The organism is Marinobacter sp., assembly GCF_041687235.1.
Taxonomy (GTDB): domain Bacteria; phylum Pseudomonadota; class Gammaproteobacteria; order Pseudomonadales; family Oleiphilaceae; genus Marinobacter.
The window spans coordinates 196,116-222,104 of sequence record NZ_JAWLCH010000003.1 but is presented as its reverse complement, the minus strand read 5'-3'; the positions used below and the strand labels follow the sequence as shown (position 1 = coordinate 222,104).

Annotated in this window: 29 protein-coding genes; 17 read left to right on the top strand and 12 right to left on the bottom strand. The window is 58.0% G+C overall.

Annotated features, from left to right (window positions below):
* Positions 1-48: 48 nt before the first annotated feature.
* Positions 49-243 (bottom strand): hypothetical protein, encoded by a 195-nt coding sequence (locus ACESMK_RS06500; protein ID WP_372996445.1) that lies wholly within the window; start codon positions 241-243, stop codon positions 49-51.
* Positions 244-391: 148 nt separating this feature from the next.
* On the opposite strand from ACESMK_RS06500, the gene ACESMK_RS06495 reads away from it, so the two are divergent.
* Positions 392-1,291 (top strand): LysR family transcriptional regulator, encoded by a 900-nt coding sequence (locus ACESMK_RS06495; RefSeq protein ID WP_372996443.1) that lies wholly within the window; start codon positions 392-394, stop codon positions 1,289-1,291.
* A gap of 6 nt (positions 1,292-1,297) precedes the next feature.
* Here ACESMK_RS06495 and ACESMK_RS06490 read toward each other — a convergent pair whose 3' ends face one another.
* Entirely contained in the window at positions 1,298-1,918 is a 621-nt protein-coding gene (locus ACESMK_RS06490; RefSeq protein ID WP_372996713.1) for a lysozyme-like domain containing protein, read from the bottom strand.
* 186 nt (positions 1,919-2,104) lie between these two features.
* Here ACESMK_RS06490 and ACESMK_RS06485 point away from each other — a divergent pair, with 186 nt between their 5' ends.
* Both ACESMK_RS06485 and ACESMK_RS06480 read left to right on the top strand, forming a co-directional pair.
* On the top strand, positions 2,105-2,935 hold the full coding sequence (locus ACESMK_RS06485; RefSeq protein WP_372996441.1) for a DUF2059 domain-containing protein: 831 nt from the start codon (positions 2,105-2,107) through the stop codon (positions 2,933-2,935).
* A 114-nt stretch (positions 2,936-3,049) separates the two neighbouring features.
* Positions 3,050-4,231: a M24 family metallopeptidase gene (locus ACESMK_RS06480; RefSeq protein ID WP_372996439.1), complete on the top strand. Its 1,182-nt coding sequence runs from the start codon at positions 3,050-3,052 to the stop codon at positions 4,229-4,231.
* Here the strand turns inward: ACESMK_RS06480 and ACESMK_RS06475 are convergent.
* Both ACESMK_RS06475 and ACESMK_RS06470 read right to left on the bottom strand, forming a co-directional pair.
* On the bottom strand, positions 4,228-5,178 hold the full coding sequence (locus ACESMK_RS06475; protein WP_372996437.1) for a succinyl-CoA synthetase subunit beta: 951 nt from the start codon (positions 5,176-5,178) through the stop codon (positions 4,228-4,230). The two genes, ACESMK_RS06480 and ACESMK_RS06475, sit on opposite strands and share 4 nt — an antisense overlap.
* Positions 5,178-5,456, bottom strand: coding sequence for a peptidylprolyl isomerase (locus tag ACESMK_RS06470; RefSeq protein ID WP_048495872.1), 279 nt, complete (start codon positions 5,454-5,456; stop codon positions 5,178-5,180). The genes ACESMK_RS06475 and ACESMK_RS06470 overlap by 1 nt, the downstream gene beginning before the upstream one ends.
* A 182-nt stretch (positions 5,457-5,638) precedes the next feature.
* On the opposite strand from ACESMK_RS06470, the gene ACESMK_RS06465 reads away from it, so the two are divergent.
* The 4 genes from ACESMK_RS06465 to ACESMK_RS06450 all read left to right on the top strand — a co-directional run bounded on the left by ACESMK_RS06465 (position 5,639) and on the right by ACESMK_RS06450 (position 9,911).
* A complete protein-coding gene (locus ACESMK_RS06465; protein ID WP_372996435.1) occupies positions 5,639-7,225 on the top strand; it encodes an ABC-F family ATPase in 1,587 nt (528 codons plus the stop codon).
* 272 nt (positions 7,226-7,497) lie between these two features.
* The gene (locus ACESMK_RS06460; protein WP_372996433.1) at positions 7,498-8,052 is read left to right on the top strand and encodes a DUF1415 domain-containing protein; all 555 of its coding nucleotides are present in this window, start codon (positions 7,498-7,500) and stop codon (positions 8,050-8,052) included.
* Positions 8,053-8,261: 209 nt separating this feature from the next.
* On the top strand, positions 8,262-8,993 hold the full coding sequence (locus tag ACESMK_RS06455; RefSeq protein WP_372996431.1) for a spermidine synthase: 732 nt from the start codon (positions 8,262-8,264) through the stop codon (positions 8,991-8,993).
* A gap of 15 nt (positions 8,994-9,008) precedes the next feature.
* Positions 9,009-9,911, top strand: a complete 903-nt coding sequence (locus tag ACESMK_RS06450; RefSeq protein ID WP_372996429.1) for an NAD-dependent protein deacetylase — start codon at positions 9,009-9,011, stop codon at positions 9,909-9,911.
* A gap of 63 nt (positions 9,912-9,974) precedes the next feature.
* Here the strand turns inward: ACESMK_RS06450 and ACESMK_RS06445 are convergent, their stop codons facing one another.
* Together ACESMK_RS06445 and ACESMK_RS06440 are read right to left on the bottom strand one after the other, a co-directional pair.
* Positions 9,975-11,387 (bottom strand): sodium-dependent transporter, encoded by a 1,413-nt coding sequence (locus tag ACESMK_RS06445; RefSeq protein ID WP_372996427.1) that lies wholly within the window; start codon positions 11,385-11,387, stop codon positions 9,975-9,977.
* Positions 11,388-11,478: 91 nt separating this feature from the next.
* Positions 11,479-12,576 carry a Glu/Leu/Phe/Val family dehydrogenase gene (locus ACESMK_RS06440; protein WP_372996425.1) on the bottom strand — a complete coding sequence of 366 codons (1,098 nt, stop codon included), beginning with the start codon at positions 12,574-12,576 and terminating at the stop codon, positions 11,479-11,481.
* Positions 12,577-12,846: 270 nt separating this feature from the next.
* Between ACESMK_RS06440 and ACESMK_RS06435 the strand changes: the two genes are divergently transcribed.
* From ACESMK_RS06435 to ACESMK_RS06425, 3 genes are all read left to right on the top strand, one after another.
* The gene (locus tag ACESMK_RS06435) at positions 12,847-13,587 is read left to right on the top strand and encodes an AzlC family ABC transporter permease (protein ID WP_372996423.1); all 741 of its coding nucleotides are present in this window, start codon (positions 12,847-12,849) and stop codon (positions 13,585-13,587) included.
* Positions 13,577-13,888: an AzlD family protein gene (locus ACESMK_RS06430; RefSeq protein WP_372996421.1), complete on the top strand. Its 312-nt coding sequence runs from the start codon at positions 13,577-13,579 to the stop codon at positions 13,886-13,888. Before ACESMK_RS06435 ends, ACESMK_RS06430 begins: the two co-directional genes overlap by 11 nt.
* An 88-nt stretch (positions 13,889-13,976) precedes the next feature.
* Positions 13,977-15,293, top strand: a complete 1,317-nt coding sequence (locus tag ACESMK_RS06425) for a hypothetical protein (protein WP_372996419.1) — start codon at positions 13,977-13,979, stop codon at positions 15,291-15,293.
* 45 nt (positions 15,294-15,338) lie between these two features.
* Here ACESMK_RS06425 and ACESMK_RS06420 read toward each other — a convergent pair whose 3' ends face one another.
* Entirely contained in the window at positions 15,339-16,109 is a 771-nt protein-coding gene (locus ACESMK_RS06420) for a DUF3750 domain-containing protein (protein ID WP_372996417.1), read from the bottom strand.
* A gap of 194 nt (positions 16,110-16,303) precedes the next feature.
* Here ACESMK_RS06420 and ACESMK_RS06415 point away from each other — a divergent pair, with 194 nt between their 5' ends.
* Positions 16,304-16,519: a dodecin gene (locus ACESMK_RS06415; RefSeq protein WP_008173934.1), complete on the top strand. Its 216-nt coding sequence runs from the start codon at positions 16,304-16,306 to the stop codon at positions 16,517-16,519.
* Between the two features lie 13 nt (positions 16,520-16,532).
* On the opposite strand, the gene ACESMK_RS06410 is transcribed toward ACESMK_RS06415, so the two are convergent.
* The 3 genes from ACESMK_RS06410 to ACESMK_RS06400 form a co-directional block, all read right to left on the bottom strand.
* A complete protein-coding gene (locus ACESMK_RS06410; protein ID WP_372996414.1) occupies positions 16,533-17,126 on the bottom strand; it encodes a hypothetical protein in 594 nt (197 codons plus the stop codon).
* A 119-nt stretch (positions 17,127-17,245) separates the two neighbouring features.
* A complete protein-coding gene (locus tag ACESMK_RS06405; protein WP_372996412.1) occupies positions 17,246-18,412 on the bottom strand; it encodes a GNAT family N-acetyltransferase in 1,167 nt (388 codons plus the stop codon).
* Between the two features lie 56 nt (positions 18,413-18,468).
* Positions 18,469-18,819 (bottom strand): hypothetical protein, encoded by a 351-nt coding sequence (locus ACESMK_RS06400; RefSeq protein WP_372996410.1) that lies wholly within the window; start codon positions 18,817-18,819, stop codon positions 18,469-18,471.
* Between the two features lie 195 nt (positions 18,820-19,014).
* Here ACESMK_RS06400 and ACESMK_RS06395 point away from each other — a divergent pair, with 195 nt between their 5' ends.
* Positions 19,015-19,701, top strand: coding sequence for a response regulator transcription factor (locus tag ACESMK_RS06395; protein WP_372996408.1), 687 nt, complete (start codon positions 19,015-19,017; stop codon positions 19,699-19,701).
* Positions 19,698-21,020, top strand: a complete 1,323-nt coding sequence (locus ACESMK_RS06390; RefSeq protein ID WP_372996406.1) for a sensor histidine kinase — start codon at positions 19,698-19,700, stop codon at positions 21,018-21,020. The genes ACESMK_RS06395 and ACESMK_RS06390 overlap by 4 nt, the downstream gene beginning before the upstream one ends.
* On the opposite strand, the gene ACESMK_RS06385 is transcribed toward ACESMK_RS06390, so the two are convergent.
* A complete protein-coding gene (locus ACESMK_RS06385; RefSeq protein WP_372996404.1) occupies positions 20,976-21,176 on the bottom strand; it encodes a hypothetical protein in 201 nt (66 codons plus the stop codon). The genes ACESMK_RS06390 and ACESMK_RS06385 overlap by 45 nt on opposite strands.
* A 12-nt stretch (positions 21,177-21,188) precedes the next feature.
* On the opposite strand from ACESMK_RS06385, the gene ACESMK_RS06380 reads away from it, so the two are divergent.
* The 4 genes from ACESMK_RS06380 (at position 21,189) to ACESMK_RS06365 (ending at position 24,200) form a co-directional block, all read left to right on the top strand.
* On the top strand, positions 21,189-21,794 hold the full coding sequence (locus ACESMK_RS06380; protein WP_372996402.1) for a YigZ family protein: 606 nt from the start codon (positions 21,189-21,191) through the stop codon (positions 21,792-21,794).
* A gap of 82 nt (positions 21,795-21,876) precedes the next feature.
* Positions 21,877-22,404, top strand: a complete 528-nt coding sequence (locus ACESMK_RS06375; protein ID WP_372996711.1) for a DUF4136 domain-containing protein — start codon at positions 21,877-21,879, stop codon at positions 22,402-22,404.
* Between the two features lie 39 nt (positions 22,405-22,443).
* A complete protein-coding gene (locus ACESMK_RS06370; RefSeq protein WP_372996400.1) occupies positions 22,444-22,800 on the top strand; it encodes a translation initiation factor Sui1 in 357 nt (118 codons plus the stop codon).
* 146 nt (positions 22,801-22,946) lie between these two features.
* Positions 22,947-24,200: a D-amino acid dehydrogenase gene (locus ACESMK_RS06365; RefSeq protein ID WP_372996398.1), complete on the top strand. Its 1,254-nt coding sequence runs from the start codon at positions 22,947-22,949 to the stop codon at positions 24,198-24,200.
* A gap of 78 nt (positions 24,201-24,278) precedes the next feature.
* Here the strand turns inward: ACESMK_RS06365 and ACESMK_RS06360 are convergent, their stop codons facing one another.
* Positions 24,279-25,922, bottom strand: a complete 1,644-nt coding sequence (locus ACESMK_RS06360) for a fatty acid--CoA ligase (RefSeq protein WP_372996396.1) — start codon at positions 25,920-25,922, stop codon at positions 24,279-24,281.
* Between the last annotated feature and the right edge of the window lie 67 nt (positions 25,923-25,989).

Below are 25,989 nucleotides of genomic sequence, written 5' to 3'. Positions count from 1 at the left end.
TTTCCAGCCTGCGCGTTCCTCGCGCTCATGCCAGATTCGGGTGCCGTTTTAGTGGCCGCCCTGCATCTGCGTCATGTCGGTAGCAACGTCTGCTGCTTTCCGGTTAAAACTCCGCATTTTGCGACTGAAAAACTGTACCGCCTGCTTTGCCGCAGCACGGGTATACTGGCGCCTGACCTCAGCACTGTTGTGGAGGATACTGGACGGCAGCGGGTTTACGATTGCGATATGGTTCTGAGTCATAGCGCCTTCCTCCTTTCTGTCGGGTGAATTAGTTCAATCAGGCAGATTAGATAGGGATCTACCTTTAATTTACAAACGATTCTAAGGGTTCTTATTTGCAGCTTAAATACGTTAAAATCCGTACTCACGTTGCAAATATGCAGTAACTATGGACTGGGATTATCTTCGATACATACGGGCTCTGGCAATAGGTGGAACGCTGGCCAAGGCCGGAGAATTACTGGGCGTGCACCAAACCACGGTTCTGCGACGGCTTGACCAGATGGAGGAGTCGTTGGGTGTGCAGTTTTTTGAGCGAAGCCGTGATGGTTTGCAGCTTACGCCTGTCGGTGAAACCGCGTTCCGTGAGGCTGAACGGCTGGCCATCGAGATGGAGAACCTTGAGCGCAAGCTGGTGGGACAGGATTCTGCGCCAGTGGGAAAGGTCAGGCTGGCAGCGGAAGACGCAATGATGAACGAGCTGCTCAGCCCGATCCTCGCCGAGCTGGTTCGGGAGTTTCCGGAGATTGAGCTGGAAATCCTCACCGACAACGATGTGGCCAACCTGAGCCATCGGGAAGCGGATCTGACCCTGAGACCTGAAAACAAGCCTCAGGCAACCCTGGAAGGCGAGCGGATCGCCGCCATCGAATCGGCGGTGTACGGTTCTGCCCGGTATTGCCGCCGGCACCGGAATATGGACGTTGAAAATCGACCGGAAGGGTGCCTCTGGATCATACCCGACGAAACCTTCAGCCATCTGGCTACTGGGCGCTGGTATCGCAAGCACCTGAAGAACGTTACCTCCTTCATTCGATGCAACAGCCTGCAATCCATGCATGCCCTGGCGAAAGCCGGTGCCGGCCTGGCGGTTTTGCCCTGCTATCTGGGTGAGAGCAGTCGCGAACTCCGCCGTCTGTCGGACCCCCTGGAGGGCGAGAGTGTTGATCTGTGGCTGCATGTCAACCAGGACACCCAGCAAATGGCCCGGGTGCGCATCGTTATGGAGTACCTCGTGGAACGCCTGCAGGCACTGGAACCCCAGCTGGAGATCACCTCGACATTCTAGGCGGCGTCAGCCACAAAACGGCCAGAACTGGTACCAGCGCCAACACTGGAATTCCTGCTCGCAGGTTTTCAGCTGGTTGTCGTAGCGGAAAGCCCGATTTTGTACCCGGGCGGCCAGATCCATGACGGCCGGCTTCTGTTCGAAGCTCCTGCGGGCGTATCCGCCCCGGCCCTCATGGTAGGCAAGATACAGTTTCCTGGGTGCCGAATAGGCAATGCCAAGTTGTCGGTGGCTTAGCTGGTTGTACCAGCCGACGAAATCCAGCGCGTACTCCATGTCGGTTCGCACCGTAAACCAGCCCTCGCCATTGGCCTGCAGGTACTCCTGCCAGGCCGGGTCCAGTGCCTGGGCGTAGCCATAGGCGGTTGTCGGTCTGGTCCAGGGGATAAAACCCCAGAGCAGGGTGCGGGGCGGGCGAGCGTGGCTGCGGAACGAGGATTCGTAGTAAACGAATGCCATCTGGGTGGCGATGGGCGTGCCCCAGCGCTGCTCGGATTCGCTGGCGTAGTCGTACCAGACCGGGTGTTCCCGGAAGATTTCGCAGATGTTTTCTGGGTTAGCCGGAGGATCCGGTGCCAGCAGGCTGAAGCGCAGAGTCGCCCAGGTCCCCATCAGCAAACCCAACACCGGGAGCCCGTACCATCTGGCCCGGCTGTTCCAGGTAGCCAGCGCCGTTTGCCGGCGCCTGCCGTTTCGGCGGGCTTGTTTTCGTATTCCTACCAAACCGTCATCTCCGGGACCGAGGGATTGCTTGCTGCACGCATCACACCCATGGCATAAGGGAATCAACGACACGTCCGGGATGATAGGTAAATGAAACGAATTCCCCTAATTAAACCTCTTTTAGTCACCGTCCTGCTCTTCAGCGGATCAGTTCAGGCGGCGCCAGATGCCCGCGACGTACTGGTGGCATCCCCTGTCGATGACATCGTGGCCCGTTATCCGGCCATGATGAGCCAGGGTATCCGTGAGGGGCTCAAGCAGAATGGCCAGTTGCCGCCCATGGTGGCGAATACCATCGGAAACATCGTAAGTAGCAGTTTCAGTGCTGCGGATATCGAGCAGCAGATCATTGCCGATCTGGAGAAAGGTCTGACGGAACCACAGTTGCAGGCAGTCCATGACTGGTACGAGACGCCCGTAGCCCGAAAGATTTCTGCCGCCGAGATCGCGGCCTCGGCTCCTTCTGCATGGCAGGAAATCCAGGCCAGTGCCGCGGAGCTGAACAGTCAGTACAAGGGCACCCGCAGAGCCGCAATGTTCGATCGGTTTGATCGGGCAGCGCGGGCAACAGAAAGTGCCGTCGATACCACGATTGCGGTTCAGATTGGGCTGGCAACGGCAATGACGGCGTTCAGCAGTGATTCGGTGAACTATGAACAGCTGCGGCAACGCATCGAAAGTCAGCGCAGCATGCTAAGGGGCGTCGTTGGCCAGCAGGTCTATGACAGCTATCTGTATACCTACCAGAGCATCGGTGCGCAGGAAATGGATCTTTACCTGGAATTCCTGGAGAGCCCGGCCGGAGCGGCCTTCTCGAAGGTCGTTACCAACAGCATTCAGCAGGCGATCACGGAGCCGGTGGAAAGCATCGGCAAGCAGATGTCACGGTTTCTCGGTCCTGAATCGTCAGTCGGTCAGTAGGTGCCCGATCGACCTCCCTTGGGGGGTCGCCTCCGGATAGGCTTCGGGGTCAGATTTGTGCAAAGCCGGGTTTGGGTCCAATCTCACGGATAAATGCGAGTGAGGTGAGTGGTTATGGATTTCAATGCCTATCAGAAAGCCTTGTCCTCACAACTGAGGGGGCTGGAGTGCCCGTTTCCCGACCAGGAATTTACGGATCGTCTGGCGCGTGTCCGGGACGGAATGGTCCGGGACGATTTCGGGGCGCTGTTACTGACCGACCCTTCGGACATTTTCTACCTGACCGGCTACAGCACCTTTGAGGTTTCCGTTCATGTGGCTCTGGTGGTTACCCAGGAGGATCTGCTTTTGCAGGTGCCTTCGATCGAAATGGGCCCGGCCATGGTGACCACCCGGGTTGGCCGAGTCAGCGGGTACCGTTGGGAAGGTATCGGTGAAGTGCTGGAGCCCCTGGTTCAGGCGCTCAACGACGGTGTTGAAACCGTCGGGATTGATGCCTGGCACGGTTCTTTGCGCCAGGGTGTGCTGGAAGGGCTCAAGGCGCGAATGTCCGGGGTGAGGTTCCTCAATAATGGAGGACTGGTAAAACGGATCCGGATTGTAAAGTCCGATGCTGAAATCGGCTTTCTGCGCGAGAGCGCGCGGATAACCGCCGAGGGCCTGCAGGCGGCAGTCGCTGCAGTTCGCCCGGGGATCACCGACAACGACATTGCCGCTGTGGGTGCCCGGGCCCTGCTGGAGGCCGGTAGTGAGTTCATGAGCATGCAGCCGATTGTGACCACTGGCCGGCGCAGCAGCGTCATCCACTGCAACCACAAGCGTACTGTCGTGCAGGAAGGGGAGCCGGTGTTTCTTGAATTCGGATCATCCTGGAACCGCTACACGGCACCGATGATGCAGACCGTGGTGGCCGGCGGCCGGCCTTCACCGGAAATGGAGCAGGTCCATGACGGCTGCCGGCGGATAGTGGAGGCCCTGCTGGCGACCGTCCGGCCGGGCGTTTCCTTTGATCAGGCCGCCAACGAGGCCGAGAAGGCGCTCCAGCCGCTGTCGGACAAAGTGTTCTTCTCCGGTGTTTTTGGCTACACGGTCGGCGCCCAATTCCCGCCTTCCTGGGTAGAGGGGTCGGGCTTTATTGCCAGGGGCGGCAACATGGAGTTCCGGCTTGGCATGGTCTTCCATCTGCCCATCTGTTTGCGTATCCCGGGGCAGTGGGGCATTGGCTGTAGCGAAACCATTCTGGTTACCGAAAACGGAGCGGAACCGATTACCGACAACCCCTGGACGCTCGGCTAATCCAGTCGCAGATCTGACAGGTAAACGGTTCGCGGCTCGGGCAGACGAACGGCAAAGAGACCCATTCGCCTGATTTGCGACATGTCCATGGTCCGGCCATCCGGTGCGTTTTCGATGTCAGTCAGGTTCCGGGTGAAGGTATTGAGGCCCGGATCAAGGATCAGGCGCGTGTTGTAGCGGTCGTTGTAGGCGTGATCGCTCCGGTCATGAGCCACGTCATTAATTCTGAGCGTGAGGGCCAGAGGATCGGCCGAGGGATTAAACAGCGTAATGCTCAGGCGTTCATAATCCCGCCAGTCGGCTGGCAGGTTATTGAGCGACACGCCCGAGTAGGTCTCGGTGCCGAGATCAATTTTCAGAGTCTGCGGATGACTCACCGGGTGATTGGCGGAAACTGCCAGACTGCCAGTCCAGAAGAGTTTCGGGTTTTGGTGGCGAAAGTCATAGAGCAGAGGAAGTTGGTGGTGAACCTGCCACTGTCGGGCGGCAACCATTCCGGTAGAGCCCAGCTCGAAACACAGCAGCAACGCGGCTGTTCCCGCTACCAGCCCCCGGCCAGTGGAAGCCCGTGTGCCTGGTAGAAACAGGGGGCGCCAGGCGATTATCAACCAACTGCCGATCAGATTGCGCAGCAGATCCCGCCCGTCCATAGTGCGATTGTGGCCGTTCTGGATCAGCTCGATGGCAATCCCGGCTACCAGCAATGCTGCGGTTACCGCCAGCCAGAGACGCCAGCCGCTCAACCATCGCCAGGGCCTGATTGCCAGAGTCAGCAGCGCAAAAAGAAGGATGTGGCCCAGGTTCCAGGCCGACTTGAGGAGTGGCCCCGAGGCCCAGTCCGGCCCGCCAATAAACAGGAAAGGCGCGATGAGCAGCGAAGCAGTACCGGCCAGCAGCGGAAGCTGTTGGCCGGTGCTTGATGTTCCCGGTGGAGAACCAGGAATCATCAGCTGCGGCTGGTGACTTCCAGCAGGTGATAGCCGAACTGGGTCTTGACCGGACCGATGACAGTGTTCAGTTCACTGTTGAAAACCGCCTTGTCGAACTCAGGAACCATCTGGCCCGGGCCAAAGGAGCCCAGGTCACCGCCATTGCGGCCGGAGGGGCAGGAAGAATGCTGCTTTGCCACTTCGGCAAAGTCCTGACCGCCTTCAATCGCCTTTTTCAGTTCTTCGCATTTTGCTTCGCTGTCCACCAGAATGTGGCGCGCTGTTGCCTGTGCCATGATCAATGTCCTTATGTCGGATGAATGGTTACACCTGAACCGGAATGCTGCCCGCACAACTCGTCAGAGGCAAGCCTTTTTATCCGTGTTTCTGCGGCCTCACAGTCCTCGCTGCAAACCTGTACAATGCCGGCTTTCTTTTCGCCGGTGCCCGACCGGCCCCACATCGACAGGTTTGCTTCTTGATCTCTACCGCCAACATCACCATGCAATTCGGGGCGAAACCCCTTTTCGAAAACGTGTCCGCCAAGTTCGGCAACGGCAACCGTTATGGCCTGATCGGGGCTAACGGCTGCGGCAAATCCACGCTAATGAAAATTCTGGGTGGTGACCTTGAGCCGTCCGCAGGCCAGGTCATGCTGGAGCCCAACACCCGGCTGGGTAAATTGCGCCAGGACCAGTTTGCCTACGAGGATTGCTCGGTTATCGATACTGTTATCATGGGGCACGAGGAACTCTGGAACGTCAAGAAAGAGCGGGACCGGATCTATTCTCTGCCCGAAATGAGCGAAGAAGACGGCATGGCCGTGGCCGATCTGGAGGTTCAGTTCGCGGAAATGGACGGCTATACCGCTGATGCCCGCGCTGGCGAGCTCTTGCTGGGCCTCGATATCCCGCTGGAGCAGCACAACGGCCCCATGAGTGCCCTGGCGCCGGGCTGGAAGCTGCGGGTGCTCCTGGCCCAGGCCCTGTTCTCGGATCCCGATGTATTACTGTTGGATGAGCCTACCAACCACCTGGACATCAACACCATCCGCTGGCTGGAAAACATCCTGGTGGCCCGTAACAGCACCATGATCATCATCTCCCACGACCGCCACTTTCTGAACAGCGTGTGCACCCATATGGCGGATCTGGACTATGGCGAACTGCGCCTTTTCCCGGGTAACTACGACGAATACATGACCGCCGCCACCCAGGCTCGCGAACGCATGCTGTCGGACAACGCCAAGAAAAAAGCCCAGATTGCCGAACTGCAGCAGTTTGTCAGTCGCTTCTCTGCCAATGCCTCGAAAGCCAAGCAGGCCACCTCCCGCGCCCGCCAGATCGACAAGATCCAGCTGGAAGAGGTGAAGCCCTCAAGCCGGGTGAGCCCGTTTATCCGTTTCGAGCAGGGTAAGAAGCTGCACCGCCAGGCGGTAACCCTCAAGAACATGACCAAGGGGTTTGATGGCAAGCCGCTGTTCACGAATCTGAACCTGCAGGTAGAGGCCGGTGAGCGGATCGCCATTATCGGCCCCAACGGCATCGGCAAAACCACGCTCCTGCAATGTCTGGCCGGCGCTTACACGCCCGACAGCGGCGAGGTGAAGTGGACCGACAGCGCAGAAGTGGGCTACTTCGCCCAGGATCACACAGCGGATTTCGCCGCCGACGATACCCTGACAGACTGGATGGCCCAGTGGACCAAGGGTGGCGAGCAGCTGGTGCGCGGCACTCTCGGGCGGATGCTATTTTCCGGCGACGACATTGGAAAATCGGTGCGGGTGATTTCCGGTGGTGAGCAGGGCAGGATGTTGTTCGGCAAGCTGATTCTGCAGAAGCCCAATGTGATGCTGATGGATGAGCCCACGAACCACCTGGATATGGAGTCCATCGAGGCGCTGAACCTGGCACTGGAGAACTATCCGGGTACACTGATTTTCGTCAGTCATGACCGGGAGTTTGTTTCTTCCCTTGCGACCCGGATTATTGAGCTGAAGGCTGATGGCATTACCGATTTCAGCGGCAGTTATGATGACTATCTTCGGAGTCAGGGGTACCTCTAAGCTTATTGATTCGGGCTTTGGGAGTTTGCGTACGGGTGGGTAGGCCTTTCCAAAACACGCTCCTTGCGGCCCATCCCTGGGGCGCTTGGGCTCCGCCCCTCTGCGCTTATTGCTCCTGCGTCGCGCAGAGGGTCCTGGGCAGGCCGTCCATGGCCTGCCCGTGAAGAGCTTTTCGCTCTTCACCCATGGCTCCGCACAGTTTTGGAAAGCCAGTCCCACACGCCCGCTCAAACCTGTGAGTGAGCCTCAAATAAAACAACGGATAAGGAAAAATGGGCGAGACTGAAGTTATTAGCGCTACCCGGAAATGGGTCGAAGACGTTGTGGTTGGTTATAACCTTTGCCCGTTTGCCAAGCGGGAGCTGGTCCGGAACCGGGTTCGGTTTGTGGTGTCGGAAGCCGAAACGGAAGACGAGCTGTTACGGGCCCTGCACTCGGAGCTCCAGAGGCTGGAAGACGAGCCGGAGATTGAAACCACACTGTTGATTCATCCGGGTGTATTGCAGGATTTCGAGCCCTACAATGAATTCCTTGATGCGGCCGATGGTTTGTTGGCGTATCTGGAGATGGAAGGCGTTTACCAGATCGCCAGTTTCCACCCGGATTACCAGTTTGAGGGTACCGAGCCGGATGCGGCGGAGAATTACACGAATCGGTCCCCGTTTCCCATGCTGCACCTATTGCGGGAAGCCAGTCTGGAAGCGGCGATTGACAGTTATCCTGATGTGGATGCGATCCCCGAGCAAAACATTGGGTTGATGGAGAAGCTGGGTGCAGAGAAGATGCAGCGGATTTTGAAGTCGTGTCTTGAGGTGCCTAATCCATAGCGGACCGGGGAGTATGCGGTAGGAGCAGCTGGGAGGCCCCTTTCAAAACTGTGCGGAGCCAGGGATGGCGGAGCCCAAGCGTCACATGGATGTGCCGCAAGGAGCGTGTTTTGAAAGGGGCCTCCCAGCTGCTCCTGGCACGGACTTTAAGGCTGGTAGCGACGAACTCAGGGGTATCGTTTTCAGCTAAAACATAAGAGTTGGAATTAATGGGACTGCTTTTCGAGCAAATTGACAGCCAGCCTTCGGTGATCGGTGAGATCACTCTGCGCCGGCGGCGGATTCCGGCCATTGGTGACCGGGATATCTACGAGGTGAAGCTGGGCGAGGAATTCCTGATGTCCAGCATGTTCGTGGATGCCGAAGTAGCCCTCTCAGACATCGGGCTGGACGAGACCGAGGGCGACAATCTCAGTGTCGTTGTCGGGGGTCTGGGCCTTGGTTACACCGCGGTGGCGGCGCTCAGGCATGAGCGGGTTGCCGAGCTGCTGGTGGTTGAGTACCTGGAGCCGGTCATCGGCTGGCACCAACAGGAACGGGTGCCCCTGGGTAAAGACCTGAACGCCGATCCGCGAAATCGTTACGTGCATGGCAGTTTCTTCGACCTTGCGGTTACCGATCCCGAGGTTGGTGGTTTCGATCCGGAGAATCCCGGCAAACAGTTCGATGCCATCCTCCTGGACATCGACCATTCACCCCGGGCGCTGCTGCACGATTCAAGTGCCAGCTTCTACACCGCCAACAACCTGCGTCTGATGGCCCGGCAACTGAAGCCCAGAGGGGTGTTTGCCATGTGGTCGAACGAGGGAGAAGATGATGAGTTTATGGCGGTTCTGAATGACGTGTTCATCGATGTCGCCTGTCATGTCGTAACCTTCTTCAATCCATTTCAGAACAGGGAATCGTTCAACACCGTGTATGTGGCCCGCAAGCCGGGTTGAGGAACCGGAGTCTGTATGTCTTTGACCACGCACCGCAGCCGACCCTTCAGCTCCAGCCAGCGTCTGCCTGAGCCGGATCAGCCGCTGGTGCTGCATGAACCGAACGAGGCCGGGGCGTTGCTGGCGGAGTTTATCCATCGCCACCCCCGCTTGTTGATTCTGACCGGTGCCGGGGTCAGTACGGATTCCGGCATTCCGGATTATCGGGACGGCGACGGCGCCTGGAAGCGCAAGCAGCCGGTTCAGCACAAGGCGTTCATGGAAGATTTTCACACCCGTCAGCGCTACTGGGGCCGCAGTCTGATTGGCTGGCCGGTGATGCGCAATGCCGCACCCAACCCTTCCCATCATTACATCTCTGACCTGGAACTGCTTAACCACAGCAGTTTGGTGGTTACCCAGAATGTGGATCGGCTGCACCAGAAAGCAGGCACCCAGGCGGTGACGGATCTTCATGGTCGGGCCGATGAGGTGGTGTGCATGAGTTGTGACTACCGTTGCCCACGGGATGAAGTGCACGACCGCTGCGCAGATCTGAACCCGGGGTTTCAGAAATATACCGCTGATACAGCCCCGGATGGCGATGCCGATCTGGATGTGGATTTCTCGGATTTCCGGCTGGCGGACTGCCCGAAGTGTCAGGGGATTTTGAAGCCGGATGTGGTGTTCTTCGGCGATTTCGTCCCGAAAGACCGGGTGTATTCGGCCCTGGATACGCTGAAAGCCAGCGATGGCCTTCTGGTGATTGGTTCGTCGCTGATGGTGTATTCCGGCTTCCGTTTCTGCCGCTACGCCAACGAATGGAACAAGCCCATTGCCACCCTCAATCTGGGGCGGACACGGGCTGAGGACCTGGTGGATCTGAAACTGAATGCGCGGATCGGGGAGACCCTCGATGCCGCTCTGAAGCAACTTTAACCGGTAGCTGCCGTAAAGACGGGGTCAGATGAAAGCGTTCATCTGACCCCATGTTCACGCTGTTCACATCAGGTTGTAGATAAACACGACAGCCACGGCCACCGGTGTCACAAAGCGCACGGTGATCAGCCAAAGATTGAACATGCCCGGCGACAGGGCCAGTTCCTTCTCCATGGCCTGGCGCGACATCACCCAGCCTGCAAACAGGGCAACCAGCAATCCGCCGAGAGGCAGAAGGATGTTGGCGGTGAAGAAGTCCAGAAGATCGAAGATGGTCTTGCCTTCCAGCGTGGGCACAAAGCTCAGGGGAGCGAAGTCGGCCCACAGATTCAGCGACAGAATCGATGCGATACCAAGCGCCCAGCAGACAATGCCGGCTCCCAGCGTGCTCACTGTCCGGTTCATCCCTTTCCGCTCTTCCAGCCACTCAACAATCGGTTCCAGAAGCGAAATCCCGGAGGTCCAGGCGGCAAAGATCAGCAGCACAAAGAACAGGGTGCCGAACAACGAACCCATGGGCATCTGACCGAAGGCCAGTGGCAGGGTCTGGAAGATCAGGCCCGGGCCGGCCCCCGGCTCAAGGCCGTTGGCGAATACAATCGGGAAAATAGCCAGGCCGGCGAGCAGCGCCACGCCGGTATCAATGACGGAAACGGTAATGGACGTCTTGGCGATGGAGATGTTCTTGGGCAGGTAGGAGCCGTAGGCCATCATCACCGCCATACCGAGGCTCAGGGTGAAGAATGCGTGCCCCAGGGCCACCAGAATACCGGAGGTGGTAAGCTTGGAGAAATCCGGCTGGAACAGGAAGGCGGCGGCCTGGCTGAAGTGACCGGTTGTCATGGCATAGCCCACAACAATCAGTAACAGCACGAACAGTGCGGGCATCAGAATGCTGACAGCCCGCTCAAGCCCCGAGCGAACACCCCGCGCCACCACAACCATCACGAGCGCCATGAACAGGGTATGCCAGGCAAGGAGGGTCGTGGGGTCGCTAAGCAGCCCCGAGAAAATGGCGCCGATGGCATCAGCCGACTGGCCAGCAATCTGTCCGCTGGCGGTTGTACCCACGTAGGAAATGGCCCAGCCGCCAATAACCGAATAGAACGAGAGAATCAGGAAGCCCGCCAGGATGCCTACCGCACCCACCAGTTTCCAGGCCGGATTGAGGCGGTCGCGTTCGGCAATCAGACTCAGGCTCTTGACCGGGCTGCGGCCACCGCGGCGGCCGATCATGACCTCAGCCATCATGATGGGAATGCCGACAACAGCGATGCAGAGCAGATAAACCAGCACGAAGGCGCCGCCCCCGTTTTCACCGGTTACATAAGGGAATTTCCAGATATTCCCGAGGCCGACGGCGGAACCGGTGGCGGCGAGAATAAAGGCAAGACGTGATGACCAGAGCCCGCGTTTGGCGTTTGAACCTTCAAGCGCCCCCGAATAGGTGCTGGAATCTGATGAAGTGACAGACATAACTATCTCCCGAAGTACTTGTTTTTGTATCAGGGTTGAAGACGGGAGCGGCAGAAACCTGCTGCTCCCGGAGGGATGCGCCGGTGTCAGGTCATCCGGTGCGCGCCCATTGCTCGGGCGCGGGCCCGGTACCGGCGGTATGCTTTCTGAACCGCTCTTCTGCCAGTTCGTTGGCGATCTCCCCGGTGGGGCGCCCCGAGCGGTCGGAACGGTTGAAGATTTCGGTCAGGGTGTCGCCGATGGTCTCGACGTGGGCACGAACCGTTTCCGGTGTGGCCCCGGTGCGCTCGTAGAACACGTCGATGATGCCGCCGGCGTTGATGGCAAAATCCGGCGCATAAAGAATGCCCCGGTCCCGCAACATGGCATCATGCTCCGGGTGTTCCAGCAGATTGTTGGCGGCGCCGGCAACAATGCGGGCCTGCAGTTGGGGAATGCTGTTATCGTTCAGTACCGCGCCCATGGCGCAGGGCGCAACCACGTCCACCGGCAGGGACAGAATGTCCTCGGCAGCAACCGGTCTGGCCCCCAGCTGATTCACCGCCCGCTGCATGTTGTCCTCGTGGATGTCATACACCCAGAGGTCAGCGCCGGCGTCCCTCAGGTGTCTGGCCAGGCGGAAACCGACATTGCCGATGCCCTGAATGGCCACCTTCAGACCGTTGAGGTTATCCCGCCCGAGTTTGTGTTTTACCGCTGCTTTGAGGCCGATGAAGGTGCCGTAGGCGGTTGCCGGTGATGGGTCGCCGTTGCTGGGATTGCCGTCGAAACCGGTCCGCGAGGCGATTCCGGCAACGTGGCCGGTGTGTCGGCCCATGATCTTGAGGTCCGGTACGCTGGTGCCGGAATCCTCTGCCGCAATGTACTGGCCGCCGAGACTCTCCAGATGACGGCCCATGGCCTCCATCAGCGCTTCGGTTTTCTGTTTGCGCGGGTCACCAATAATCACCGACTTGCCGCCACCCAGGTCCAGGTTGGCCAGGGCGGATTTGTAGGTCATGCCCCGTGACAGTCGCAATACATCGCGCACCGCCTCTTCATCGGAGGCATAGGGAAACATCCGGCAGCCGCCCAGTGCAGGGCCGCGGGAGGTGTTATGGATAGCAACGATGGCCTTGAGACCGGTTTCGGGATCGCAGAAAAAGGACAGATGTTCGTGGTTATCGAACTCGGGATGGCTGAATAGCATTGTGAAATCCTCTCCCACTTGGCCGGATCTCGGCGTGAGCGGGTATCTTGTTCTTGTCGACCGGCTTGTGACCGGCGTTCCGATTTCAGATGTCCGGTTTGTCCGGTGGGGGGACCCATCGAACGTGCCCTTTTGGGGCTGGACGAAAAACAAACTAGCGGCAATTGACGTTAACGTCAACATGCAAAAGTGAACTATTGGGCGCAGATTCCGACGCCGCTTCGGTATCTACCTATTCGCTGAGCAAGGAAACTGACATAGCTTCCACGGATGTCTGTCGCTTCCTATTCTTATCAGCTCCAGCCGGCCAGGGTGCGCCTTGAGTTTTTCCGACTTCTTCCCATCTCGTTGTTTGTGGTGGCGTTTGGTGCTGCCTTTGGATTGGCTGCAACCCAGAAAGGCCTCGAACCCCTCCAGGCGGTGCTGATGAGCGCGACCGTGTTTGCCGGTGCCTCTCAGTTTGCCGCCGTCGATATGTGGGGGGCTGAAGTCTCGGTGCTGCCGGTGATGGCGGTGGTCTTCGCCATCAACTCCCGGCATCTCTTGATGGGTGCCTCTCTGTATCCGATGTTGAGGGACGTTTCTCCCGGTAAGCGCTATGGCCTTCTGCTCTTGCTCACCGATGCAAACTGGGCAGTCTCGGCACAGGAGTATCAGAGCGGCCGACGCAATCTTGAAGTGATACTGGGCGGTGGGCTGGCTCTGTGGCTGGCGTGGATTGTAGGGACTGGGCTGGGCGTCTATTTCGGCGGGCTGTTGCAAAACCCGAAATCCCTCGGGCTGGATATGGTCCTGGGCTGTTTCCTGCTGGCCATGGCCCTGGGCGGCAAGAAATCACCCAGAGTGCTTGTGGCCTGGACCGTGGCCGCGCTGGCCTCACTGGCAGCCTGGAAATGGCTGCCGGCCAATACCCATGTGGTCGTCGGTGCCTTGGCTGGTGGCGCCATCGGTTTCTTCTGGCTTGAGCACAAACCTGCCTCAGACGTGGAAGGAGCCGAGCATGACCATTGAAACGACCACGGTCGGCATTCTGCTTTTGATAGCGATTATGACTGCTGTCACGCTGGTGACCCGATTTGGCGGCGTGTTCATCATGTCGTTTGTAAAGATCAATCCGAGGATTGAGAGCTTCATCAATACGATGGCCAGCTCGGTGCTGATTGCCATCATCGTTCCCATGGCATTTAGTGGAGACATCGGGGCACTGGCGGCACTGGTCGTTACGGCTGTGATCATGCTTGCCCTGCGCAAGCCCCTCCCGGCGATTGCCGCCGGCATTGCTGCTGCCGGGATCGTCCGCTATCTGGCGTAACCTCTCGAATCTGAAGTGGTTAAAAACTGCTCAAGTTTGGCCGGTACTGGCCGATACGCCTGTGTAATGATGACAGGTATCCGAAGCCATGATCTCCTCCAGCCAGATTTCCCTTTTTCAGGACAGTTCCCGCCAGGTATCGGCTTTTGACAGCACCCAGCTGCGCATCAACCGGCCATCGCCGGCTGCGCCCCAGGCGAATGAAAACGCGCGGGGCTCAGAACTGACGCTTATGCGCCAGGCGGCCTATCGTTACAGTAGCCAGGAACAGTTAGCGTTCAGCGGCAGTAGCACGGTGACCGGAGATGGTCAGCAGAGCGTTTTCACCAGCGCACAGCTCGCCGAGAAAACCACGGACCTGTTTCTGATGGGCCAACAAGCCCTGAGCGTCAGCCGGGCGGCTTTGGGCGGTGAAGCGGGTGTTGAAGGTCGTGGCAGTCTCTCGGTTTCAGCCGGCCGTTACATGTTCTACTCCGAGAGTGAATCCAGAAGCTTTGCGTCCACCGGCACTATTGCGCTTGAGAATGGCGAAACCATCGATTTCACACTCTCACTGCGACAGTCACAGTCCAGGACTTACGAGTACTCGGAGCTGGTTCAGATCCAGGAGCGACCGCTCACCGATCCTCTGGTGATCAACTTCGGCAACGCCACCGCCCGCCTGACGGATACCCTGTTCGAGTTTGATCTCAACGGGAACGGAGAAACAGGCCAATTCGCCACCCTTGGTAGTGGTAGTGGCTATCTGGTGCTGGACCGTAACGGCAACGGTAAAGTCGACGATGGTTCTGAGCTGTTTGGTCCCCGGAGTGGCTCCGGTTTTGGTGAGCTGGCCAGCTTTGATGACGATGGCAACCGCTGGATCGATGCCAACGACGAGATTTTCGCGTCTCTCTCTGTGTGGGTTCAGGCCGCGGACGGATCGCAAACTCTGAAATCCCTGGAAGAGGTCGGCGTTCAGGCCCTTTATGTGGACAATGTCGAAGACCGCTTCACCCTTGCCAACAGCCAGGGCGTACCACTGGGGCAGATCAAGGGGTCGGGAATCTATCTGACCACCGATGGCGAGGTCCGCACCCTGGAGGAAATCGATCTTGCGGAGCAGAATACCGCCGACGCGCCAGCCGCGGAGACCGTCCTGAGCACGGAACGTGGCTCGCCAGAGCGCGGCGGTAGTGGTCTGGTTGAGGCCCGTGTGGAAGCGATACGATCAGCGCTTGAAAAGCTGAACGAAATCCGCGAAAAGCAGAAGGCGTTTATCGAGGAATCAAAGGAATCCGGTAAGCCTGAATCGCCGATTGTGGACTACCTGAAGCTGATCGACAGGATGCGGCTGGAAATGCTCAACAGTCAGGACGAGAAGAAACAGGCGGCGAGCCGGTATCTGGAGTTTGCCAGTCTTTGACTTCCGGATTTGGAGCACGAAACAAGCGGGCAGGGGGGCCCCTGTCTAGGGAGTAGTTTCGGGCATTGGGTTGGTGTTTCTGAGCGCCAGCTCTCCAATGCCAGGTAGTTTTATTCCGAGCGCCAACGGATTAATACCGAAAGAGAGGCCTAAAAGATTCAGTTCCAGTCCCTCTCGGACACCTGCCAACAAACCAAAATACCCTCCCAGCGAAAGCTGATAACCCGCTCCCCCAGGTACCGCAGCCACCATCCTGTCGCCCAGGTAGTCCTTGCCAATGGCATGGCTCGGGAGAGCCACATCAAGACCCGACACTTCCCGTATGACCCAGGCCACGAAGGTGTTGCTGTTTGGGCCGGGCCAGGCTTCATACTCAGTGGGGTAGGGGTAGGATTTAACCGCCTGGTAGATGTCGGGAATCAGTTTTTCTGCCTCTTCACCCCGGAGATCGGCATAGAGTACCGGTTTCGCGCCATACCAGTGCCTGTCTGGTTCACCCGGGCGGGAATTGACCACGTAGCTGCGCCATCCGGTGACCTCGTGAACCTGGTAGTGGCTGGCGCCCTTTTCCTTGGTGGCAATCCAGGTATGCACTGCGAAGTAACCCCGCCAGCTGAAGGCTCGGGCTCCGTAGACCTGAACAATGGCTTCCTCGGCCTGGTCAGGTGGGGGTGCTATCCGGGCACTTTCGCGACTGGCAGTCTGCCAGCTCTCGGCGCCCTGAAGGTTGCCGCTGGTGGCAAGCAGTATCGGGCCAGAAAACAGAATCAGCAGGGCGCCCAGAAACCAGCCTGTGTATTTGAAGAATCGTTTCATGAATCCAGCCCGAAACTTGGGGGACCACAGAGACCTTGCGAGAGGCACTAAGTTCCCTGTTCCCGCACTAAGTATAGCGAATACATACGCTCGGCAGCGGCTGGCGGATGGGCTTCAATCCGGGCTTCGGTTTGCCGGCAGTTGGCTTGTCTTCTAGGCTCAAAGGAACAAGCAACGATTTTGAGGAGGCATTTATGTCTGACCATCACGTGTATAAAAAAGTCGAAATTGTCGGTTCTTCGAAGAAAAGCATTGAAGATGCCATAGAAAATGCACTTGAGGAGTGTGGAAAAAGCGTCCGTAACATGGAGTGGTTTGAGGTAACCGAAACCCGTGGCCATATCGTTGATGGCAAGGTTGGCCACTATCAGGTTGTGATGAAGGTAGGGTTTCGTATTGCCAATAGCTGAGGGAATCCGCTTGTCAGTCATTGCGAATGGTTCGGCGGCGGATGACTGACACCAGCTGGGTCATCAGTTCCCGGGCTTCGCCTTCATGCAGGCTGTGGCATTTGTCCTGTAGTACCCGCCGATCGTGATTGGATGAGGCGCTGGTAACGTCCTTGAGCAGGTCCAGATATTGACAGGCCGCCAGGTGAGCCTTGATCTCGGCATCAATCAGGCGGGTTACCAGTTCATCGACTGGTTCGGCGCAGAAAGGACGATTTCTGTTGAGCAGGCTTCGCGCCTCCAGAGCGGCATTTCGGGCTTCCAGCCTGAGCTCGCCCGCCGCCTCACCGGCTTCAACCGCCCTCAGGAACATGCCCAGGCGTTCATGGAGATGCCATACCTGGGGCCAGATCTTGTTGTAGGCTTCCACTTCGGTGCGGTAGCGAGCTTCCTCGACTGACGAACCTGCTCCGCCGTTACCGGCCTCACCGGGACGGTTGAATTGGGCAACGCGTATGTCGTCAACCTCCCGCCAAAGCGTGTCGGAACGCTCGCGCAGCGCAGCCATCTGATCCTGGTTGCGGCGCCGAGCTCCCGAACCAAGAAACAACGCGATAAGCGCAAGCATCAAAGCTCCCGCTGCGAGCAGAAGCGGCAGGCTATCTGTCGATAGCATGCTCCATAACGGGTCTGTATCCATGGTCTCTGACCCCTGCGCAATTCCTGTTTGGTCTTTCAGTATAGAAGCTAATCCTGCGCCTGTTGCCGAAAGGGTAGGACTGATTTGGCGTCTTCGAAATAACCGAGCACATGGTCTGCCTCTTCGCGGGTGAAGTTTTCGATGGCCTCGCGAAAGCCGGGGTGCAGAATGCCATGCCACGAATGGGTCAAAATGGGCTCAAAGCCCCGCACCAGTTTATGCTCACCCTGGGCGCCAGCGTCGATGTGGGTCAGGCCCAGCTCCATGGCCAATTCGATTCCCTGGTAATAACAGGTCTCGAAGTGCAGGTGGTTGTATTCGTCCAGGCACCCCCAGTAGCGACCGTACAGGGTGTTCTCACCGGCCAGGAACAGTGCGCCGGCAATCATTTCTCCTTCGCGAACCGCCATGACGAGATGCACATGCTCTGGTAGCTGCTCCAGAAGAAGCTCGAAGAATCGCTTGTTCAGGTAGGGCCGCTGACCACGTTTCAGGTAGGTCGCCTGGTAAAATACGAAAAAGGCAGACAGCACATGCTCGGGAATGTCCCGGCCGTGGAAGCGGATAAAGGAAATGCCTTGTTGAGCAACCTGTTGACGCTCCTTGCGTATGGATTTCCGTTTTCGGGATGTCAGCTCGCCGAGAAAATCCTCAAAGTTCCGGTAACCGTGGTTGTGCCAGTGGAACTGGCATCCGATTCGGTGCAACTCCCTGTCGTGGTGAAGCAATTTCTGGTCCTCGCTGTCAGGAAACAGCAAGTGCCAGGAGTGCGCGCCCAGTTTATCGGTCAGCGTGTCCAGCAGTTCATGAATCCGTTCCGGTGTCAGTTGGTGTCGCAGGTCCGGTTCCAGCAACAACCGGGGGCCGGCAGAGGGTGTAAATGGTATGGCGATCAGTAATTTGGGGTAATAGGGAAGCCCATGCCGCTGGTAGGCGTCTGCCCAGGCCCAGTCGAAGACGTATTCCCCCATGGAGTGGGTTTTCAGGAAAGCCGGTGCCACACCGACGATCCGGCCGGACAGGCGGAAGACCAGGTGACAGGGTGTCCATCCGGTAGCTGTTGAGGTACAGGCACACGCCTCCAGGGCCTCGAAAAACTCGTAACGGAGAAACGGGTTGGTGCGTCCGGCCAGTCGTTGCCATTCCTCATGCGGAATGTCGCTGATGCTGGCACAGGTTTCCAGGATAAGATCGGAACGTCCGGATTCTCGCATGGTCGGGCAGTACTCCTTGATCTACCCGTTACCATACGTCAGAAACTGGCTTCTGATCACCCCTTCGATTTGGCGCAGCGCTTTTCCAGTTTCTCCTGCCATTTTTCCATGCGCTTTTCGTGTTTTTCGCGCTTTTCCTCATGGATCTGATGCCAGATTTCACGCTGCTCATCATTCAGCTTGAGGCGGTCTGCCATGGCCGCACGACGTTCTTCCATGCGGGCCTGACGCTCTTCCTTGTTGAATTTGCCCTTGCCTTCGCGCAGGTTTTCGCACATTTCTGTCATGTCGTATCTGTCGCCCCGGCTCTTGTCGCCGTGGTTATCAGCCATCAGGGTAGAGCTGCCCATGAACAGGGCGGATGACAAGGCGCCAGCGGCCAGGATTGACGTGATGTTCTTTTTCATAAGGCTTCCTCGGATTGAGACTGCGCTGTTGCAGCGGATCACTTTCAGGCTGCTATGGTAACGCCGGCATTCGTCAACAGGTGTCAGGCCTGTGTAAAGGTTCTGCAAAGGAAAAAGGGCGGAATAAGCGACTTGTCGGGAGCATGTTAGACTTCAGCCTGCAACGGTGGCCGGTAGTGAAGGTGGAGAAGCAAGATGCAGAACAGGGTATTACTGGTTGAAGACGATGATGAATTGCGGGAGCTGCTGGCCCGCTACCTCACCAATCAGGGGTTCACTGTCCGCGAGGCGGCTAACGGCCGGGATGGACTAGCGCTGGCACTTGGCCAGAACTGTGACATTGTGGTTCTGGACATCATGCTGCCGGATATCAGCGGTCTTGACGTGTTACGGGAGTTGAGAGCGGACACCCACTTGCCGGTTGTCCTGCTGACGGCCCGGGGCGATGAAACCGACCGAATCGTGGGATTTGAAGTCGGTGCCGATGATTACATTCCGAAACCCTGTAATCCGCGCGAGCTGGTGGCACGTTTGCAGGCTTTGCTGCGCCGGATTGCCTGGGACCAGAAGACCGAAGTCAATGCTGCTCGCACCTACGGTGACCTGAGAGTCGAGCCAGGCCATCGCCGAATTTACCAGAACGACGCCCCCATGGATCTGACTGCCACTGAATATGAGGTTCTGCAGGTTTTGCTGGCGCATGCGGGCAGCGTGGTACGCAAAACCGATCTCATGCAATGGGCCCTGGGCCGAAGGCTGGAGGCTTATGACAGGACCCTCGATATGCACATCAGTAACCTTCGAAAGAAACTGGGCAATGACGATCCACCCCGCATAGAAACCGTTCGCGGTCTCGGTTACAGCTATCGGGTGCCGGAATGAAGCAGCGGATGATTTTCCCCCTGTTCTGGCGGATATTCCTTTCGATCTGGCTGGCCATGGCGCTCACCGTGGTGGCCAGCAACCTGGCAACCCGAATGCTTCTGGACCGCGAGCGGGAAGCAATCGAGCGCCAGGCAGGCCTGAGGGATCTGGCGGAAGAGGCTATCGCAATCCGAGAGTCGGGCGATCGTGGTGGGGCATGGCGGTATCTACGGGCAGAGGGTGAGCGACTGGAATTGTATCTGGTTCTTGTCGAACAGGATAAAAACGACGGGCAGCTGCCCTCGTTTATTCGAGACCGTATGAAATCTGGCTGGTACCCGCAAAAACCCGCGGTGTTAGATATTGACGACGGTTATCGACTGGTGGCCTGGCCAAGAGTGCAGGGAGCGGGCTGGCTGAACCCAAGATTCTTCAGAGCGATTGAGCTGGGTCTCGCCTTTCTGATGATTTCCCTGGCGTGCTGGTGGATTGCCCGTCTGGTATCACGGCCGCTTCGGCACATGGAAACGACAGCCCAGGCGATTGCCGCCGGAAATAACTCCCTCAGGGTCAGCGATAGAATTGCCCGGCGCCGGGACGAGGTCGGGCAGTTGGCCACGGCTTTCAACGCCATGACCGAACAGCTTTGTAGCCTGCTGGAACGGCAAAAACACCTGCTTCGGGATATTTCCCATGACCTGAGAACCCCGCTGACACGCCAACGCATTGCCATTGAGCTGGCGAGCGAAGCGGGCGCAGATGAAGAGCTTATGGCCAGCATCCTGCGCCAGAACGAGCGGCTTGAGACCATGACCGGCCAGATACTGACTCTTTACCGGGTCACCGAAGCTGGCGGCGACATTGAGCGCGAGCCCCTCAGACTGGTGCATGTGATCAATCAGGTTCTGAAGGATGCGGCGGACTATGCCGAACACCAGGGCGTAGATTGCAAGCTCGTGGTTGCGCCGGAAAGTTCCCGCGTATCCGTACTGGGTGACAACGGGCTATTGCAGCGGGCGATTGATAATATTCTGCAGAACGCGCTGGACCACACGCCCCCTGGCAAGGCGGTTCATCTGGCCCTGACGGTTTCAGATGGCTGGCTCAGTCTGACGGTTGATGATGAAGGCCCGGGGGTGGCGGACGAATTGATCGGCCACCTTTTTGAGCCGTTCTTCCGCGCGGACAAATCCCGCGGCGGCACGGGATGGGGGCTTGGGCTGGCGATTGCCAGAGACATCGTTTCTGTTCACGATGGCTCAATCGCCGCCGAAGCGGGTGAGTGGGGTGGATTACGGGTGACGGTTCGACTTCCGGTGTTTTTCGATGGCGGCTGACTCGGGCTCCGGGTCAGAGGGTTTCAGTTTTTCCGCTCCGGAAAAGTCGATGCCTTCCTGCAGCTCGTCCTCATCAAACCGGATCCCGCAGGCCGCTTTCCGGATTTTTGCGGGTTGTGCCGTACCCGGTTTGTTGTACTCGTCTTCAGAGGCCATAGGTCGTTGTCCATGAAAAAAGATTACCCCGTTCCCGCAGGATACCTTGAGCGCGAGACGGAAGTGAAGAAGAGCCGGTTTATCGCACGGGTCGCGCCTGTAAGTTCTCGGGAGGATGTCAAAGACTGGCTGGAACAGGCCCACCGGGATCATCCGGATGCCCGTCATATCTGTTGGGCCTATCAGATCGGCCGTCCCGGTTCCGCCGCCGAGGCAGCCATGAACGACGATGGCGAGCCGTCCGGCACGGCTGGAAAGCCGATTCTTAACGTGATCCAGCACAAAGATATGGGAGACGTGCTGGTCATGGTGATCCGGTACTTTGGTGGCATTAAACTGGGTGCCGGGGGGTTGGTGCGGGCCTATGCCGGCGCGGCAGAGAGTGTTCTCTCGGCGGTTGATCGAGTGGTCCATCAGCCCATGGCGGACGCGCTGGTTTCCCTTTCTTTTGCAGACGAACAACCCCTGCGTCACTGGTGCGAGGTTCATGGCGCATCGGTGGAGTCGGTGGATTACGGGGCTTCTGTCCATGCCCGGGTGCTGGTGCCGGAAGACCTTATCATGGCATTCGGGGCATTTTGCGATGCCCAGAAGCTGGATTACAGTTTCGAGAGGTGATGGATCCCGGGGGCATCGCCACACGTCACCTGTGCGTATACTGTTGGAATAGCGACATTCTGAATCGAGGACAGAGATCATGATGCGTTTTCTGATGTATGCGGTTGTAACCTTGGCCCTGACCGGTTGCGCCAGCAATGTGGTGACTGACTACAACTCGTCTGTGGTTTTTGGGAATTACTCGACCTGGGCGTTTGCGAATGGCACGGATTCTTCATCCTTTACCTCTCTGGATGGCACCCGTGTGCGCGCGGCGGTTGAGCGAGAGCTGAATCGCAAGGCCCTGCGCCAGGTCTCTGAGGAAGAGGCGGGCCTTCTGATCAGTTGGCAGATTGTGCCGGAAGAAAGGCTCGAGCAGACCGGCCTGGGCCTGGGCTTTGGTTTCGGTCGAGGGAACTTCGGTTGGGCCCTGTCCGCACCGCCACCGGTGCGTGAAATCGAGGAGGGTAAACTGGTCGTGGAAATGGCGGACAGTCGGACCAAGGAGGTTGTCTGGCGCGCAGCCAGCCGGCGCTATCTCAATGAGAACCAGTCACCTGAGACCCGGAGAAAATTGATCGACGAGGTCGTGGCCGAAATGTTTACCAAGTATCCTCCCGGGCTTGATTGATAAACAGACTGGCTAACACAGAAATGGCACGGAGACGGAATGAAAAAGCGATCTGAGGGCGGCCTGGTTTTTTCGACCGAGCAGGGGCGGATGTGCCCGGATTGCCGCAACCCGGTCAATGAATGCACCTGCAGCGCGCCATCAAGGCCTGCGGGCGATGGCGTTGTCCGGGTGAGTCGGGAAACCAAGGGCCGCAAAGGCAAGGGCGTCACCCTGATTACGGGCATTCCCCTGGATGACAAGGAACTTAAAGCCTACGCCAAGGTACTGAAAGCCAAATGCGGCACTGGCGGCACGGTAAAAGACGGTGTGGTCGAAATCCAGGGTGACCAGCGGGACCTTCTGGTGCCCTTACTCGAGCAAAAAGGGTGGACGGTCAAGCGCGCTGGTGGCTGATGGTATAACACGCAATTCCCGAATGCTCACGTTACAATAGAGCCCGCGAGTATCGAATCCCGAGTTTCAAATTAACCGGAATCTGTCCGTAAATCCCCCTGGGTTTGTCCTGCGAGGATGCGGGTTCCGTTCGACCGGAGGCAAGCATGCACATACTGGTTTTGGGCGCAGGCGTTGTGGGCACAACCACAGCCTGGTATCTGCAGAAGCAGGGACACCAGGTAACCGTGGTTGATCGCCAGAACCAGGCCGGTCTGGAAACCAGTTATGCCAACGGCGGTCAGATTTCCGTATCTCACGCGGAGCCCTGGGCCAACCCGTCGGCACCCCTGAAAGTGCTGAAATGGCTGGCCCGGCCAGATGCGCCACTGCTGTTCCGGCCAAAACTGGATCCGGCCCAGTGGCGCTGGGCGCTTTCTTTCCTGGGCCAGTGTACGTCGGCCAGGGCTGCTCACAATATCCGACAGATGGTGAACCTCGGCACCTACAGCCGTAGTCAGCTGCAGGCCTTGCGCAAAGATATCGGCATAGAGTACGACCACCTTGAGAAGGGTATCCTGCATTTCTATACCAATCCGGCCGAATTTGACGGCGCCATGGAGCCGACCCGGATCATGCAGGATCTGGGCTGTGACCGTCAGATTATCGATGCTGACCGCGCGGTTGAGCTGGAGCCGGCGCTCAAGCCGATCCGTCACCGGATTGCAGGTGCAACCTATACCTCGGACGATGAATCCGGTGACGCCCGGATGTTCACCCAGAATCTTGCCAGATGCTGTGCAAAAGCCGGCGTGGAATTTCGGTACGGCACTGAAATCCTGAGCTTCGAGCGTGCCGGCGAACGGGTGCTGGGCGTCCAGACTCTCCGTGACGGCCACCACGAGACGCTCCGGGCGGATGCCTATGTGCTGAGTATGGGCAGTTTCAGCGCCGCACTGGCCCGGCAGCTGGGTATTTTTCTCAATATTTATCCGGCCAAGGGCTACTCAATTACGGTGCCTGTGAAAAACGAAGAGGCAGCGTTCAAGGTCAGCCTGACCGACGATGAGTACAAGCTGGTTTACTCTCGTCTTGGTGACCGGATGCGTGTGGCGGGTACGGCTGAACTCAGTGGCTATAGCCGAAAACTGAATTACACCCGGTGCCGCGCCATTGTCCGCCGTACGGCGGAAGTCATGCCCGAAGCGGGTTATTGGGACCAGGCGGAATTCTGGACCGGTCTGAGGCCTGCAACTCCCTCCAATGTGCCCTACATCGGGAAGAGTCACTTTGCCAACCTTTACCTCAATACCGGGCACGGTACGCTGGGCTGGACCCATTCCTGTGGCTCGGCGGCGGCGCTGGCGGACATTATTGACGGACGTAAGCCGGACGTGGATTTCGCGTTCTCCGGTCTCTGAAACTGAAAAAGGGGTCAGATGAACGCGTTCATCTGACCCCCGGTTCTTACGTTTAGATCTTTGCCAGCTTGGTTCTGGTTACTGCAACTGATCCCGGATCAGCTTCTTGTTGATCTTGCCAACGCTGGTCTTCGGAATATCCTCCACGAAATCAATCTGCTCGGGGATGGCCCATTTATTGATCTCGCCGCTCTCCACGAATTGCTTCAGGTGGTTCTGGATATCCTCGGCACTGGCTTGCTCACCCGGCTTAAGGGTAACCAGAGCGTGCGGCCGCTCGCCCCATTTTTCATCGGGCACACCAACCACGGCAGCGCCGGCGACGGCCGGATGCTGGCTGATGAGGTTCTCCAGATCCAGGGACGACAACCACTCACCGCCGGTCTTGATCACATCCTTGATGCGATCCTTGATGGTGATGGTGTTGTCGGGCTCCATGGAAGCAACGTCACCGGTATGAAGCCAGCCGCCCTCCCAGAGCTGTTCGCCTTTTTCGGGCTCCTTGAAGTAACCCTGGGTCAACCAGGGCGCGCGGGCCACGATCTCGCCTTTGGCTTCGCCATCGTGGGGAACCGGGTTACCTTCCGGGTCCACGATTTCCAGCTCAACCATGGGCGTGGCAATGCCGGTCTTCACCCGGATCGCCGTCTGCTGTTCCAGAGGCAGGTCCAGATCCTCGGGCTTGAGGTGCGAAGCGCAGAGTAGCGGACAGGTTTCAGACATGCCGTACGCGGTATACATCTTGATGCCGAGCTTGGCCCCGGCATCGCACAGGCCTTTGGTCAGTGCGCTGCCGCCAATCAGAACGTGCCAGTTGCTCAGGTCTGCCGTTTTGATGGATTCGGTGGCCATCATCATTTGCATGATGGTCGGCACGCAATGAGAGAAGGTCACTTTGTGTTCCTTGATCAGATCCACCAGCAGCTCCGGTTCATAGCGGCCCGGGTAGACCTGTTTGATACCCATCATGGTGGCGGCGTAGGGCACACCCCAGGCATGCACGTGGAACATCGGAGTCACCGGCATGTAAACCGATGAAGAGCGCATTAGCGGCATCTCGTCGAAGGAAGCCACCGTGCCGGTCATGGCCAATGTGTGCAGCACCAGCTGACGGTGACTGAAGTAAACGCCCTTCGGATTGCCGGTGGTACCCGTGGTATAGAAGGTGGTTGCCACGCTGTTTTCGTCGAAATCGGGGAAGTCGAACTGATCATTGGCCCTGGCCAGCAGGCTCTCATACTCGCCGATTGTATCAACAGGTGCCTGTTTCGCGGCATCGCTGTCGGTGAGCTGAATCCAGGTCTTGACCGTTTTGATCTCGCCCTTGACCGCCTCAATGATGGGCAGGAAGTCATCATGCACCAGAACCACATCGTCCTCGGCGTGGTTCATGGTGTAAACAATCTGGTCCGGGGACAACCGGATATTGACCGTGTGCAGAATGGCGCCAATCATTGGAATGGCAAAGAAACACTCCAGGTACCGGGGCGTATCCCAGTCCATCACCGCGACGGTGTCGCCGGCTTTGACTCCGGCATCGGTCAGCGCGTTGGCCAGACGGTGAATGCGCTCGACCAGATCGGTGTAGGTGTATTTGCTGCGGTTTGAGTAGACAATTTCCTGATCCGGATTGTACCTGGGGCCTGAGAGCAGGAGTCGTTTGATCAGCAGCGGATACTCATAGGCGTTTTCAGCGGGGGGTAAAATGCGGGTCTGTGCCATTACTCGTTTCCTCTTTCCCAGTTGTCGGTGTTATTGCGAGAAACAGGAATAAATCTGACACAGATTG

Excerpts from the sequence above, each read along its gene's own strand:
- ACESMK_RS06375 (WP_372996711.1), top strand. The coding sequence starts at position 21,877 with ATGCGTTTTCTGATGTATGCGGTTGTAACCTTGGCCCTGACCGGTTGC.
- ACESMK_RS06410 (WP_372996414.1), bottom strand. The coding sequence starts at position 17,126 with ATGCTTGCGCTTATCGCGTTGTTTCTTGGTTCGGGAGCTCGGCGCCGC.
- ACESMK_RS06425 (WP_372996419.1), top strand. The coding sequence starts at position 13,977 with ATGATCTCCTCCAGCCAGATTTCCCTTTTTCAGGACAGTTCCCGCCAG.
- ACESMK_RS06395 (WP_372996408.1), top strand. The coding sequence starts at position 19,015 with ATGCAGAACAGGGTATTACTGGTTGAAGACGATGATGAATTGCGGGAG.
- ACESMK_RS06495 (WP_372996443.1), top strand. The coding sequence starts at position 392 with ATGGACTGGGATTATCTTCGATACATACGGGCTCTGGCAATAGGTGGA.
- ACESMK_RS06445 (WP_372996427.1), bottom strand. The coding sequence starts at position 11,387 with ATGTCTGTCACTTCATCAGATTCCAGCACCTATTCGGGGGCGCTTGAA.
- ACESMK_RS06405 (WP_372996412.1), bottom strand. The coding sequence starts at position 18,412 with ATGCGAGAATCCGGACGTTCCGATCTTATCCTGGAAACCTGTGCCAGC.
- ACESMK_RS06365 (WP_372996398.1), top strand. The coding sequence starts at position 22,947 with ATGCACATACTGGTTTTGGGCGCAGGCGTTGTGGGCACAACCACAGCC.
- ACESMK_RS06455 (WP_372996431.1), top strand. The coding sequence starts at position 8,262 with ATGGGACTGCTTTTCGAGCAAATTGACAGCCAGCCTTCGGTGATCGGT.
- ACESMK_RS06390 (WP_372996406.1), top strand. The coding sequence starts at position 19,698 with ATGAAGCAGCGGATGATTTTCCCCCTGTTCTGGCGGATATTCCTTTCG.
- ACESMK_RS06360 (WP_372996396.1), bottom strand. The coding sequence starts at position 25,922 with ATGGCACAGACCCGCATTTTACCCCCCGCTGAAAACGCCTATGAGTAT.
- ACESMK_RS06460 (WP_372996433.1), top strand. The coding sequence starts at position 7,498 with ATGGGCGAGACTGAAGTTATTAGCGCTACCCGGAAATGGGTCGAAGAC.
- ACESMK_RS06370 (WP_372996400.1), top strand. The coding sequence starts at position 22,444 with ATGAAAAAGCGATCTGAGGGCGGCCTGGTTTTTTCGACCGAGCAGGGG.
- ACESMK_RS06440 (WP_372996425.1), bottom strand. The coding sequence starts at position 12,576 with ATGCTATTCAGCCATCCCGAGTTCGATAACCACGAACATCTGTCCTTT.
- ACESMK_RS06485 (WP_372996441.1), top strand. The coding sequence starts at position 2,105 with ATGAAACGAATTCCCCTAATTAAACCTCTTTTAGTCACCGTCCTGCTC.
- ACESMK_RS06500 (WP_372996445.1), bottom strand. The coding sequence starts at position 243 with ATGACTCAGAACCATATCGCAATCGTAAACCCGCTGCCGTCCAGTATC.
- ACESMK_RS06435 (WP_372996423.1), top strand. The coding sequence starts at position 12,847 with ATGTCTGTCGCTTCCTATTCTTATCAGCTCCAGCCGGCCAGGGTGCGC.
- ACESMK_RS06420 (WP_372996417.1), bottom strand. The coding sequence starts at position 16,109 with ATGAAACGATTCTTCAAATACACAGGCTGGTTTCTGGGCGCCCTGCTG.
- ACESMK_RS06480 (WP_372996439.1), top strand. The coding sequence starts at position 3,050 with ATGGATTTCAATGCCTATCAGAAAGCCTTGTCCTCACAACTGAGGGGG.
- ACESMK_RS06385 (WP_372996404.1), bottom strand. The coding sequence starts at position 21,176 with ATGGCCTCTGAAGACGAGTACAACAAACCGGGTACGGCACAACCCGCA.
- ACESMK_RS06430 (WP_372996421.1), top strand. The coding sequence starts at position 13,577 with ATGACCATTGAAACGACCACGGTCGGCATTCTGCTTTTGATAGCGATT.
- ACESMK_RS06450 (WP_372996429.1), top strand. The coding sequence starts at position 9,009 with ATGTCTTTGACCACGCACCGCAGCCGACCCTTCAGCTCCAGCCAGCGT.
- ACESMK_RS06380 (WP_372996402.1), top strand. The coding sequence starts at position 21,189 with ATGAAAAAAGATTACCCCGTTCCCGCAGGATACCTTGAGCGCGAGACG.
- ACESMK_RS06415 (WP_008173934.1), top strand. The coding sequence starts at position 16,304 with ATGTCTGACCATCACGTGTATAAAAAAGTCGAAATTGTCGGTTCTTCG.
- ACESMK_RS06400 (WP_372996410.1), bottom strand. The coding sequence starts at position 18,819 with ATGAAAAAGAACATCACGTCAATCCTGGCCGCTGGCGCCTTGTCATCC.
- ACESMK_RS06470 (WP_048495872.1), bottom strand. The coding sequence starts at position 5,456 with ATGGCACAGGCAACAGCGCGCCACATTCTGGTGGACAGCGAAGCAAAA.
- ACESMK_RS06475 (WP_372996437.1), bottom strand. The coding sequence starts at position 5,178 with ATGATTCCTGGTTCTCCACCGGGAACATCAAGCACCGGCCAACAGCTT.